This is a genomic window from Hymenobacter norwichensis DSM 15439 (assembly GCF_000420705.1).
Classification (GTDB): domain Bacteria; phylum Bacteroidota; class Bacteroidia; order Cytophagales; family Hymenobacteraceae; genus Hymenobacter; species Hymenobacter norwichensis.
The window spans coordinates 367,411-380,001 of record NZ_ATVL01000009.1 but is presented as its reverse complement, the minus strand read 5'-3'; the positions used below and the strand labels follow the sequence as shown (position 1 = coordinate 380,001).

General features: G+C 57.5%; 11 protein-coding genes, 1 tRNA gene and 1 riboswitch. Of the genes, 4 read left to right on the top strand and 8 right to left on the bottom strand.

Features of this window, described 5'->3' with window-relative positions; translation table 11 throughout:
• Positions 1–50: 50 nt before the first annotated feature.
• The 7 genes from thiH to gap all read right to left on the bottom strand — a co-directional run bounded on the left by thiH (position 51) and on the right by gap (position 6,913).
• Positions 51–1,169: a 2-iminoacetate synthase ThiH gene (thiH, locus tag G536_RS0116465; RefSeq protein ID WP_022824701.1), complete on the bottom strand. Its 1,119-nt coding sequence runs from the start codon at positions 1,167–1,169 to the stop codon at positions 51–53.
• Between the two features lies 1 nt (position 1,170).
• Positions 1,171–1,944, bottom strand: a complete 774-nt coding sequence (locus tag G536_RS0116460; RefSeq protein ID WP_022824700.1) for a thiazole synthase — start codon at positions 1,942–1,944, stop codon at positions 1,171–1,173.
• Positions 1,941–2,561, bottom strand: coding sequence for a thiamine phosphate synthase (locus G536_RS0116455; protein ID WP_033370370.1), 621 nt, complete (start codon positions 2,559–2,561; stop codon positions 1,941–1,943). Before G536_RS0116455 ends, G536_RS0116460 begins: the two co-directional genes overlap by 4 nt.
• Positions 2,554–3,321: a hydroxymethylpyrimidine/phosphomethylpyrimidine kinase gene (locus G536_RS31565; RefSeq protein ID WP_033370369.1), complete on the bottom strand. Its 768-nt coding sequence runs from the start codon at positions 3,319–3,321 to the stop codon at positions 2,554–2,556. The genes G536_RS0116455 and G536_RS31565 overlap by 8 nt, the downstream gene beginning before the upstream one ends.
• A 74-nt stretch (positions 3,322–3,395) precedes the next feature.
• Positions 3,396–5,270: a phosphomethylpyrimidine synthase ThiC gene (gene thiC / locus G536_RS0116445; protein WP_022824699.1), complete on the bottom strand. Its 1,875-nt coding sequence runs from the start codon at positions 5,268–5,270 to the stop codon at positions 3,396–3,398.
• Between the two features lie 30 nt (positions 5,271–5,300).
• Entirely contained in the window at positions 5,301–5,504 is a 204-nt protein-coding gene (gene thiS / locus G536_RS0116440) for a sulfur carrier protein ThiS (RefSeq protein ID WP_022824698.1), read from the bottom strand.
• An 80-nt stretch (positions 5,505–5,584) separates the two neighbouring features.
• Positions 5,585–5,681, bottom strand: a riboswitch (TPP riboswitch).
• Positions 5,682–5,905: 224 nt separating this feature from the next.
• Entirely contained in the window at positions 5,906–6,913 is a 1,008-nt protein-coding gene (gene gap / locus G536_RS0116435) for a type I glyceraldehyde-3-phosphate dehydrogenase (protein WP_022824697.1), read from the bottom strand.
• Positions 6,914–7,161: 248 nt separating this feature from the next.
• On the opposite strand from gap, the gene G536_RS0116430 reads away from it, so the two are divergent.
• From G536_RS0116430 to G536_RS0116415, 4 genes are all read left to right on the top strand, one after another.
• Positions 7,162–7,233 (top strand) — tRNA-Glu (locus G536_RS0116430).
• Between the two features lie 104 nt (positions 7,234–7,337).
• On the top strand, positions 7,338–7,931 hold the full coding sequence (locus tag G536_RS0116425) for a Crp/Fnr family transcriptional regulator (RefSeq protein WP_022824696.1): 594 nt from the start codon (positions 7,338–7,340) through the stop codon (positions 7,929–7,931).
• A gap of 70 nt (positions 7,932–8,001) precedes the next feature.
• Positions 8,002–8,367 (top strand): DUF4260 domain-containing protein, encoded by a 366-nt coding sequence (locus tag G536_RS0116420; protein WP_022824695.1) that lies wholly within the window; start codon positions 8,002–8,004, stop codon positions 8,365–8,367.
• Positions 8,368–8,518: 151 nt separating this feature from the next.
• Positions 8,519–10,693 (top strand): bifunctional alpha,alpha-trehalose-phosphate synthase (UDP-forming)/trehalose-phosphatase, encoded by a 2,175-nt coding sequence (locus G536_RS0116415; protein WP_022824694.1) that lies wholly within the window; start codon positions 8,519–8,521, stop codon positions 10,691–10,693.
• Between the two features lie 90 nt (positions 10,694–10,783).
• Here the strand turns inward: G536_RS0116415 and G536_RS0116410 are convergent, their stop codons facing one another.
• Positions 10,784–12,568 carry a glycoside hydrolase family 15 protein gene (locus tag G536_RS0116410; protein ID WP_022824693.1) on the bottom strand — a complete coding sequence of 595 codons (1,785 nt, stop codon included), beginning with the start codon at positions 12,566–12,568 and terminating at the stop codon, positions 10,784–10,786.
• Positions 12,569–12,591 lie beyond the last annotated feature (23 nt).

Sequence of the window (12,591 nt, the reverse complement as noted above, 5' to 3'; positions counted from 1 at the left end):
CGCGAATAGTAGACAAGGAGCCACTTGCAAAAAGTCCAACTACTTGCTACTCATACCCTACTACTCAAAGCGTGGTCCCAATCTTTCCAGACCGGCTCGTAGCCCTGGCGGCGGAGCATAGCGGCAATGGCGGCAGGGCTGCGCTCATCGGAAATTTCAAACTGCTCCAACGACTCCGGCTCCACCACGTAGCCGCCGGGGTTGGTTTTGGAGCCGGCACTCATCGAGGTAATGCCCAGCCGGACGATATTGTCTCGGAACGTGGGCGTTTCGCGGGTGGAAATCGACAGCTCCACTTCCTCGTTCAGCAACCGATAGGCGCAAATCAGCTGCACCAGTTCCCGGTCCGACATTTCCACTTTGGGTTGCAGTAGCCCTTCGGCTGGCCGCAGCCGTGGAAACGACAAGCTGTACTTGGTTTGCCAGTACGTCTTCTCCAAGTAGCTGAGGTGCAAGGCCGTAAAGAAACTATCAGTCCGCCAGTCTTCCAGCCCGAACAGCACGCCCAGGCCCATCTTGTGGATCCCGGCGCGGCCCAGCCGGTCGGGGGTATCAAGGCGGTACTGGAAGTTGGATTTCTTGCCTTTAGGGTGGTGCTTTTTGTAGTCTTCCTGATGATAGGTTTCCTGATACACCAGCACTGTGTTCAGCCCTTCCGGAATCAGCAGCTCGTAGTCGGTCTGGCTGAGCGGCTGTACTTCCATAGATAGATGCGCGAAGTGGGGCCGTAGCGTGCGGAGCGCATTGCGCAGGTACTCAACGCCTACCATCTGGTTCGCCTCCCCCGTCACGAGCAGCACGTGCTCGTAGCCCCACTCCTTCAGCACGGCCGCCTCCCGCAGAATTTCCACGCTGCTGAGGGTGCGCCGCCGGATGTTGTTGTCGAGGCTAAAGCCACAGTACGTGCAGATATTCTGGCACTCATTGGACAGATACAGCGGCACGTAGAGCTGCACCGTATTACCGAACCGCTTTAGCGTGAGCTGGTTGCTGAGTTGGGCCATCTGCTCCAGGTAAGGCGCGGCGGCCGGCGAAATCAGGGCCTTGAAATCTTCCAGCGTGCGTTTAGGCGCGCGCAAGGCCTGCTCCACGTCGGCGGTAGTTTTGGCGTAGATACTGCGCTTGGTGTCGTCCCAGGGGTGGGCCTCGAAAATGGGTTGGAAGCTCATATCAGTCCAGAAAAGCGGTGAGCGGACTACTGGCCACGGCCTGTACCAGCGGCGCTGCCAGCCGAGCCTCATAAGCCATGCGGCCGGCTTCCACGGCCAGCCGAAACGCCTGCGCCATAGCCACCGGCTGCCCGGATACCGCAATAGCCGTGTTGACGAGTACGGCATCGGCACCCAGTTCCATGGCCGCCGCCGCGTGAGAAGGCGCCCCCAGCCCGGCATCCACCACCACTGGCACCCTGCTCTGCCCGATGATGATTTCCAGAAATTCCTTGGTGAGTAACCCCTGATTAGTGCCAATGGGCGCGCCCAGCGGCATGACGGCCGCCACCCCCACTTCCTCCAGCCGCTTGCACAGCACCGGGTCGGCATGAACGTAAGGCAGGACCACAAAGCCAAGCTTCACCAGTTCCTCGGCCGCTTTCAGCGTTTCTACGGGGTCAGGCAGCAGATACTTGGGGTCAGGGTGGATTTCCAGCTTCAGCCAGTTGGTTTCCAGCGCTTCGCGCGCCAGCTGGGCCGCAAAAACCGCCTCTTTGGCCGTCCGCACGCCCGAAGTGTTGGGTAATAGTTGGAACTGCGGGTGGCTGAGGTAGCTGAGCAAGTCATCATCGGCATCGGTAACATCAACACGCTTCAGCGCCACCGTCACCAACTCCGAGCCCGAAGCCAGCAGGGCGTCTTCCATCAGGGCCGCGGAGCTGAATTTGCCGGTGCCCGTGAAGAGGCGGGAGGAAAACTGCCGGTCGGCAATAACGAGTGGTTCCGTAATCATACGAGCGTGTTTTGCGGGTGCAACTGGTTCAGGAAAAGCGTGGCTTCGGCGGCTGGGTCGGGGGCGTTTGAAATGGCACCCGACACTGCCACGCCGTGCAGACCGGCCGCTAACAGCTCCGGCAAATCAGCCCTCAGAATACCGCCAATGGCAATAACTGGGACGGTCAGGCCAGCCGCACACATTTGATGCAGAATGGCTTGATAGCCTGCCATCCCCAAAATCGGGCTCAGATTCTGCTTGGTGGTAGTGAAGCGGAACGGTCCCAGCCCGATATAATCGACACCTGCGGCGGCCAGTTGCTGCACATCCTCGAAGGTATTAGCAGTACCCCCAATAATAGGCCCCGGCCCAAGGATAGCACGGGCTTCGGCGGGTGGCATATCCTGTTTGCCCAAGTGCACCCCGTCAGCCCCGATAGTATAAGCCAGTTGGGGGTTGTCGTTGATAATCAACTTGGCACCGTAGCGCCGGCAGACTTGCTGCGTCACGCGGGCCAGTTCTTCCCACTCATCGGGCGGCACGTTTTTCACCCGTAGCTGCACCCAGCGCACACCGCCAGCACAAGCTTGTTCCGCTTGCTGTGGAGAAGCCGCAATAAAATGTAGTTTACTCATGTCCATGGCATTGCGAAGAAATGAAATGATAGCCTAGCAGCGTTGGGTTGCTGGCCAGCACCTTGGTAGTATAGATTTTGCCAGCACGACAGGCTTCCACCAACGACGCGCCCCACGCCAGATGCGCCAGCACTGCCGCCGACAACACGCAACCGCTGCCGTGCTTCTCGCCGTGTGGCAATCGGAGGGCAGAAAAAGGGTACTGCTCGCCGTTCAGGAAAAGCACATCTGTGGCCAGAGCGCCCTCGTCGTGGCCGCCTTTGAGCAGCACCGGGCAGAAAACACTAACCGCCGCGGCAGCTTCCTCGGCGCTGGCCGCCGGCCACAGGCGCAACATCTCGGGCCGGTTGGGCGTGAGTAGCGCCAACGACGAGCACACCACCTCCACCAGTTCCCGCGGCGGCCCCGCATGAAACTCGTAGCCCGCGCTGGCTTTCAGCACCGGGTCCCATACAATGTGCACCTGCGGATTCTGGACCCGCAGCCACGCCAGTAGCTCCGGCAGCTGTGCTATGCTTTCCAGCAACCCAATCTTCACGTAGTCGATGGAAAACTGAGCGAACAGCAGTTGGGCCTGCTCCTGAATGTCGGCGGCGGAAACCCAGCTTACCCGCTCAAATTGCACGTCGTTTTGCACCGTCAGGGCCGTGCACACGCCCAGCCCGTACACCTCGTTGGCCTCCAGCGTCTTGCAATCGGCGAGCAAGCCGGCCCCGCCGCTAGGGTCGAAGCCGGCAATACTGAGGGCGTATGGGCGCATAAGAATTGCGAGTTGCCAGTTAGCAGTGTTTAGGCTCGCCAGAACAAGCTGACAACCCGCAACCGACAACTGATTTACAGATAGATTTCACTGCCTTTCGCCACGAACTCGCGGGCTTTTTCCGCCAAGCCTTTCGCTAGGGCTTCTTCGTTGGCTGCTACCTCCTGCTGGGCTGCGAAGTCGCGTACTTCCTGCGTGATTTTCATCGAGCAGAAATGCGGGCCGCACATCGAGCAGAAGTGCGCCACCTTGGCTCCCTCGGCGGGCAGGGTTTCGTCGTGGTACTCGCGGGCGGTGTCAGGGTCCAAACTGAGGTTGAACTGGTCTTCCCACCGGAACTCGAACCGGGCCTTGCTCAGAGCATTGTCGCGGTACTGGGCTCCTGGGTGGCCTTTAGCCAAATCGGCAGCGTGAGCGGCAATTTTGTAGGCAATGACGCCGTCTTTCACGTCCTGTTTATTGGGCAAACCCAGGTGTTCCTTAGGCGTCACGTAGCAGAGCATGGCCGTACCGAACCACCCAATCATGGCCGCGCCAATGGCCGAGGTGATGTGGTCGTAGCCGGGGGCAATGTCGGTGGTGAGCGGGCCGAGCGTGTAGAACGGCGCCTCGTGGCACTCCTTCAACTGCTTGTCCATGTTGGCCTTAATCAGGTGCATGGGCACGTGGCCGGGGCCTTCAATCATCACCTGCACATCGTGGGCCCAGGCAATTTTGGTTAGCTCGCCCAGCGTTTCCAGCTCGGCAAATTGCGCTTCATCGTTGGCGTCGGCAATGGAGCCAGGCCGCAGACCGTCGCCCAGCGAGAAGGCCACATCATAGGCCTTCATGATTTCGCAGATTTCCTCGAAGTGCGTGTACAGGAAGTTTTCCTGGTGGTGAGCCAAGCACCATTTCGCCATAATCGAGCCCCCACGTGACACAATGCCGGTCACGCGCTTGGCGGTCATGGGGATGTACGGCAGACGCACGCCGGCATGGATGGTGAAGTAGTCCACGCCCTGCTCGGCCTGCTCGATGAGCGTGTCGCGGAACAGCTCCCAGGTCAGGTCTTCGGCCTTCCCGTTCACTTTTTCCAGCGCCTGATAAATGGGCACCGTGCCCACCGGCACCGGGCAGTTGCGGATAATCCATTCGCGGGTTTCGTGGATGTTCTTACCCGTGCTCAAATCCATCAGCGTATCGCCACCCCAGCGGCAGCTCCATACGGCCTTGTCTACCTCTTCCTCGATGCTAGACGTCACGGCCGAGTTGCCGATGTTGGTGTTAATTTTTACCAGAAAGTTGCGCCCGATAATCATGGGCTCACTTTCCGGGTGGTTGATGTTAGAGGGAATCACGGCCCGCCCCGCGGCCACCTCGTCGCGCACAAACTCGGGAGTGATATAGCCCTGCGGCGTATTGGCCCCGAAACTATGCCCCTGATGCTGGGCGCGTAGGGCATCGTCGGCGGCCAGTTGGTCGATCCGCTGGTTTTCCCGAATGGCGATATACTCCATTTCGGGCGTGATAATGCCCTGCCGGGCGTAGTGCAGCTGGCTCACATTCTGGCCCGACTTGGCGCGCAACGGTGCCGCAATGTGCTCGAAGCGGAGGTGGTTGAGGCTGGCATCGGCGGCCCGTTGCTGGCCGTAGCTAGAGGTAGTGCCAGCTAGCTGCTCCACGTCGCCACGCTGCAAAATCCACTCCTCCCGCAGGCGCGGCAGCCCTTTTTTCAGGTCGATGGCCACTTGCGGGTCGGTGTACGGGCCGCTGGTGTCGTACACCGTCACGGGTGGGTTCTGCTCGGTAGGATTCGTGAAGTCGAACTTGCGCTGGGTGTCGGCCAGCACAATTTCGCGCATGGCCACCTGGATGTTGTGGAGTTGGCCGGGCACGTAAATCTTGCGCGAGCCGGTCAGGGGCGCGCGTTCCACCAGCGTCTGCTGGGGGGCATGGTCTTTTTTCATCGGGAAAGGAAAAAGGAAGGAACACGCGGGCTAGCCGCCCTGAGTAGCGCGGATGATGGTGAGTCGATCGTTGGGTTGGAGGGCGTAGCCGGGCCACTCTGAGCGGGGCACTACGGTGCCATTAACAGCCACGGCCACACCGCGCGGGCTGGCAAAGCTCAGCTCCGTCAGGGCTTCGGCAATAGTGCGGGCAGCGGGGGCTTCCTGCGGTGTATTGTTTACATAGTAGATCATGCAACTAGTAGCTAGTTGGTTGAAAATCAAACTATAAACAATAGTAGGCGCGCATCTTGAGCACGCACAGGCGCACCCACAGACACTCTGGTACTTTTCCCTTCGCAGGTATCAGCCTGATCAGGTTCAAAGGGTATCATCTCAGTCCTGGCCAGCAGGACACCCCTAAAGTTTACGGCGCTAACCTAGCGCAAAGCACCGGAAGCGCCAAACATAAAATTCCGGCCTCTCTTCTCGAAGCCGGATGTCAGCCCCTCGAAAAAAGTTGTTCTATCTACTCTAAACGCCACGTACCGAGGCAACTGGTACCCGCTCGCCAGTGCATGGTTCTTACGATTCAAGCAATAAAAAAGGGGTTCCCACTGGTGGGAACCCCTTTTTTATTGCTTAAGAATGACAGCTTAGCCGTTCATTTTCTCGCCGAGCTTCTGAATCAGGTCGGCGGTGCGGGTGCTATAGCCGGTTTCGTTGTCGTACCAGCCCACCACTTTCACCAACGAGCCGTTGGCTGAAGTCAGTTGCGAATCGAATACGCACGAAGACGGATTGCCCACGATGTCGATGCTTACCAACGGGTCGGTGCTGTACTCCAGAATGCCTTTCAGCGGGCCATCAGCAGCAGCTTTCATGGCCTCGTTGATTTGCTCTTTGGTTACTTCCTTCTTCAGGATTACCGTCAGGTCGGTGGTAGAACCGTCCGGAATAGGCACGCGCATGGCAATACCATCGAGCTTACCCTTCAACTGGGGCAGCACCAGCCCTACGGCTTTGGCGGCACCCGTGCTGGTTGGGATGATGCTATAAGCGGCAGCGCGGGCCCGGCGCAGGTCCTTGTGCGGTGCATCTTGCAGGTTCTGGTCGGAGGTGTAGGCGTGCACCGTGGTGATGTAGCCTTTCTCAATACCGAAAGCGTCGTCCAGTACCTTGGCCATGGGGGCCAGGCAGTTGGTGGTGCAGCTTGCGTTGCTGAGGATGGTTTCTTCGCCCGTCAGGATGTCCTCGTTCACGCCGAGTACCACTGTGGGGATGTTGCCAGTAGCAGGAGCCGAAATAACCACTTTCTTGGCACCAGCCGTCAGGTGCTGGCCAGCACCGGCTTCGTCCACGAAGCGGCCCGTCGATTCCAGCACTACGTCAACGCCCATGTCGCCCCAGGGCAGCAGCTTGGGGTCGCGCTCAGCCAGAGCGTGAATGCGCTGGCCATTTACGGTCAGGCTCTCTTCGTCGTAGGCTACGGTGCCTTTGAAGCGGCCGTGTACCGAGTCGAACTTGAGCAGGTGGGCCAGCGTCTTGTTGTCAGTTAGGTCGTTGATAGCCACAACTTCCACGTTGTCGCGCTCCAACAGCGCTTTGAACGTCAGACGGCCAATCCGGCCGAAACCGTTGATGGCGACTTTGATTTTAGCCATATTAGTAAGGGGAATGGGGAGTTTAACGGCCTGTGTAGGCCGGGTGAAAAACACGGAGCGAAGGTACAGGGCTCAAGGTACTTCGCCAAATCACTACGCAGTCTATGATATATTCAACGAAAAGGAATTTTTTTTCATTGATTATCAGCTGGTTTAGATGCTGTCTTAACTTTTTTTCAACTGCGTGCTTGCCTGTAAGAGGCAAACATCTATCTTTGCACCACCAAAACAGAAAAGGCCGTTTATCTGGTCCGTTCGTCTAGGGGTTAGGACAGTAGATTTTCATTCTACCAACAGGGGTTCGATTCCCCTACGGACTACTAGCCTTCTGCTTTGGCTTTGCATTGAAACCCGCTTATCAGACAGATAAGCGGGTTTTTTGTTTGCCTAGATGTCATAAACCGCTGAGCACCTATCTTGCGGCATGCATCCCTTGCGAGCTTATATCCATCGTTTTGTGGCACTTACCGATGTGGAGTGGGCACCATTGGCAGAGGCCTTGCAGACGCGCCTACTATCCCGGCGTGAACTGTTTGTAACTCAGCAGCAGCCCAGTAGTGAATTAGCGTTGGTGCTTTCGGGGGCCTGCCGCCTGTATTACACAAGCGCGGACGGCGAAGAGAAAACCACGTATTTCTTTTTCGAGAACCATTTGATGGGTTCTTATCAAAGCTGCCTTACGGGGCAGCCAAGTGCCTTCAGCATTCAGGCCCTTGCTCCCACTCAGGTGCTTGTCTTCCCATACGTGCTGCTCCGTAGCCTCTACGATGTATACCCGGTATATGAGCGGTTTGGCCGGCTACTAGCCGAATATCACTTGCTAGGCACCGATGCTCGGCTGGCGGAATTGCTGTTGCTTAGCCCTGAGCAACGCTACCGCGCCCTGCTGCAAAGCCATAAAACCAAGATTCTGGAACGAATACCGCAGCACTACATTGCCTCCTACCTAGGGGTTACGGCCGTGTCGCTGAGCCGCATTCGGGCGCGACTACTAGAAAACGACGCCCGTATTTCTTAGCGTTTGTTAACGTTTTCTGCTCGCTTGGGCTCAGACCTTTGAAGTGTACTCTACAAGCACTTCAAGCGTCATGAAAAACCTACTGAAACTAGAAGAGGCCGCCGAACTAGTGGTTGCCGTTGTTGTCTTCTCCCAACTGCCTTATGCATGGTGGTGGCTGCCGGCCTTGTTTCTGGCACCGGACCTAAGTATGCTGGGCTACTTGGCGGGTCCGCGTATCGGATCTGTAGCGTATAATCTGGTGCATCACAAAGCACTGGCCTTGGTAGTACTCCTGCTAGGTTGGTGGCAGCAACAGCCGTTGGTACTATTGGCTGGTACTATCCTCTTATTTCACGCAGCCTTCGACCGGCTTATGGGGTACGGTCTGAAGTATTCTTCAGGCTTCAAACACACGCATTTGGACACCCTCGGGCAGCAAGTAGCAAAAGCTTGATTTTTAATTACTTCCCAGCTCGGCCTTATTGCTGCCAACCTCGACTACACCGCCCGCGCACGGGTAGTGAAGTTCGAAAGCATCAGAAAAAATAATGTCTATACCCTGTCTTCTTTCGTAAACCCTAGGGTCTACTACTCGAAAACAGCTTATGTCTCGAACGATTATTGTCTCCAACCGACTTCCCACCAAAATAATACGCACCGAAAACACGCTTACGTTTCAGCCTAGCGAAGGGGGCCTGGCCACCGGTTTAGGCTCCATCTACCGCCAAGATGGTAACGTGTGGGTGGGCTGGCCTGGCTTGTTTGTGGAAAGTGAGGCCGAAGAGGAGCACGTCCGGCAGGAATTGGAAGCTGATAGCATGGCACCCGTTTTCCTGACCGAAGCGGAAATCCACGACTTTTACGAGGGATTCAGCAACTCTACGCTCTGGCCTACCTTCCACTATTTCACCCAGTTTGCCACCTATGAGCAAAGCCACTGGGAGGCCTACGTGGCCGTAAACGAGAAATTTTGCCAGGCCGTGCTGGAAATGGCTGGCCCCGACGACACCATCTGGGTGCACGATTACCAGCTGCTGCTACTGCCCGAAATGCTACGCCGCGCCCGCCCCGAATGCACCATTGGCTTCTTCCTGCACATTCCGTTCCCCTCGCACGAGCTGATTCGGGTGTTGCCTTGGCGCAACGAGTTGTTGCAAGGCATGCTCGGAGCCGACCTAATTGGCTTCCACACCTACGGCTACATGCGGCATTTCTTGAGTGCTGTTTCGCAACTGTTGGGCCTGAATTCGCAGAACGGACAACTTCAGACCCCCACCCGGACCGTGCTAGTTGATGCCTTCCCAATGGGTATCGACTACGACCGGTATGTTCAGGCAGCAGCTTCAGAAGCGGCTTTGTCGCACGAAGCAGAGTACCGTGAAGCGTTGCGCAGCACGCGCGTTATTCTTTCCATCGACCGGCTCGACTACACCAAGGGTATTGCCCAACGGCTACGGGCATTTGAGGTGCTGCTCCAACGCTACCCGGAGTGGGCCGAGCGCGTGAGCTTAATTATGGTGGTGGTGCCTTCCCGCGACCAAGTGGCACAATACGCCGCGCTTAAAGAAGAAATTGACGAAATAGTGGGCCGCATTAATGCGCAGTACCGCACCATTTATTGGACCCCGATCCACTACTTCTACCGTTCATTCCCGCTGGAAGAATTGGCGGCCCTCTACCGCATTGCGGAAGTAGCCCTAGTGACACCCATGCGCGACGGCATGAACTTGGTAGCCAAAGAGTTTGTTGCCAGCAAAGCCGACCAGCGGGGCGTACTTATCTTGAGTGAGCGGGCTGGTGCGGCGCGCGAGTTGTCGGATGCTCTCATCATCAACCCCACCGACACCGGCCAGCTAGCTGAAGCCATGCACGACGCGCTGGTGATGCCTGAAGACGAGCAGATGCAGCGCATGGCCGCCATGCAAGCGCTGGTGCAGCAATACAATGTATTTTCCTGGACTAAGCTGTTCATGGACAGACTGGCCTACGCCAAAATCAAGCAACTAACACTGGCTACCGAAACCCTGGATGCCAGCACAACTACGCAGCTTGTCACAGAGTATCAGGCGGCCGAACGGCGCCTCTTGCTGCTTGATTATGACGGTACACTAGCGGGCTTCAATACCAATCCGCAACGCGCCCGCCCCGACGAAGAGATGCTGCTGCTTTTACAGCGGCTGGCCGAAAACCCCAAAAACCGGGTGGTGGTTATCAGTGGCCGCGACCGGACTACTCTACAGAACTGGCTGGGCCATTTGCCCCTCGATTTCATTGCCGAGCACGGCGTGTGGCTACGGCGGGCGGGCGAAGACTGGACGATGTTTCAGCCGCTGCGCAACGACTGGAAAACCGAAATCAGGCCCATCGTTGAGCTGTACGTTAGCCGCACGGCTGGTTCCTTTATCGAGGATAAGGAGTACTCCTTGGTGTGGCACTACCGCCGCGCCGATGCCGAACTGAGTGCCATGCGGGCCCGGGAGTTGGTGAGTCACCTAACTTTTCTGACTTCTAACACCGATTTGCAGGTAATGGAAGGCAATAAGGTTATCGAAATCAAGAATGCGGGCATCAATAAAGGCACCGCCGCAGCCCGCTGGGTAGCCGAGTACGAGCCCGACTTTATTGTAGCCATTGGCGACGACCGAACTGATGAGGACACGTTTGGCGCCATGCCCGACACTGCCTACACCGTGAAAGTTGGTAGTGCGCCCCGCTCCCTGGCCCGCTTCCACGTACGCGGCACCAACGACGTGCGCCAGTTGCTCCGCAAGCTTTTATAAGTCGGCCTGTCAGCTATAAAACAAAAAAGGCCCGCATCAGTTGATGCGGGCCTTTTTTATGCGAATACGCCAATGCCGTTGCCGTACCTATTACACGAAGTTTGGGCGGTCCAGCTTTTTGGCAATACGGTAAGCGGCGTTAACCAAACCTACGTGGCTGTAGGCCTGCGGGAAGTTGCCCCACTGCGAGCCAGTTTTGGCGTCCACGTCCTCCGAAAGCAAGCCCAGGTGGTTGGTGTACGTGATGAGCTTCTCGAACTCCCGAATGGCATCGTCGAGGCGTCCGACGCAGGCCAGGGTTTCCACGTACCAAAAAGAACAGATCAGGAACGTAGTTTCGGGCGTGCCAAAGTCGTCGGCGTGGCGGTAGCGGTAGAACAGACCTTCGGGCGTCATCAGGTCTTTCTCTAAGGCCTCCAGATGGCGATGGGCCCGCTCACTGGTAGGGTCGAGGTACCCCATCATGATGAGCTGCAAGGTGCTGGCATCAAGGTGTGGCGAGCCGATGGCGTTGGCATAAGCCTGGTGCTCTTCACTGAAGCACCGTTCAATCCGCTCTTCGGCCTGCTTCATCAGGTCAGTAGCCAGAGCTTCCATATCGGCGTTGCCGAGGGAATGCGCCACCTTACGCGCGGCGTTGCTGCCGGCCCAGTGGAACAGATAGGTGTAGCAATGGTACTGCGCAATGTGCCGGAACTCCCACAAACCGGCATCGGGCTGGTCCATGGTGGTCTGAATCATGTGCAGGGCCTCGTACACCAGCTTACTGGGGTTGGTCCGCTCGGGGTCAATGAAGCGGCAGTCTACGTAGAGCGGCAGCAGCGCCACTAACACCTGCCCGTACACGTCGTTCTGGATGTGGGTGTAGGCGTCGTTGCCGATGCGCACCGGCTGGTTGCCGAGGTAGCCTTTCAGCGGCAGCTCGATTTCGGTGAGTTCCGACGCTCCGCTAATGCCATAGAGCGGCTGATACTTGCCTACCACTTTCGTGGAAATATTGGCGATATAGTGGAAATACCGCTCCATCTCCTCGAAGTGGCCAATGTTGTTGAAGGCGGTGAGGGTGTAGTACGTGTCGCGCATCCAGCAGAAGCGGTAGTCCCAGTTGCGGGTGCTGCCGGGGGCCTCGGGCAAGCTAGTAGTGCTAGCCGCAATGATAGCGCCCGTGTCTTCGTACTGGTGCATTTTCAGGGCCAGCGCCGACCGGATAACGGCGTTCTGGTGAAAGTTGCTGATGCTGGTGCTTTTCACCCACTTGCGCCAGTAGTCTTTGGTGCTGCGCAAAAACCGCTCAGCGGTGCTTTCCAGCGCTGCTTCCAGCGGCGCACCATAGGTGAGCACCAGGTAGCGCGGCTGGTTCAGCACGAAATCCTCGTCTTCCAGAATGTAGGTCAGCGGAATATCGGTAGTGAGGCGAATTTCCTCGTCGAGACCCAGGTAGGCAATGTGGTTGGAACTGCGGCGGCGCGTGAGCTGCTTCTGGCCGTACTCGCCCACCGGGTTGCAGGTCACGCGCACGCGCGGCGTCCCGCTGATTGGCTCCAGCTTCCGGATAATCATCAGCGGCTTGTAGTACCGCTCGTGCTGCTCGAAGCGCGGCGCAAAGTCCGTAACGCGGTAGCGCCCGTCCTCGTTCTCGATTTCGGTGCATAGCACGTTGGTATTGGTTTGGTAGTACTGGTGCGTCTCGAAAGTGCTTCCTGCGGCGGGCCGGACACTGAACTCGCCACCTTTCTCGGTATCGAGCAGGTCGCCGAACACGAAGCTGCTATCAAAGCGCGGCCAGCAAAGCCAAGCCACAGAGGTATCCTTGCGAATAAGGGCGAGGTAGGCGCAGTTGCCAATCAGGCCCATGTCGTAAGTGTGCTTAATCATCAGGGAGAGAAGTTTGGTGAGGC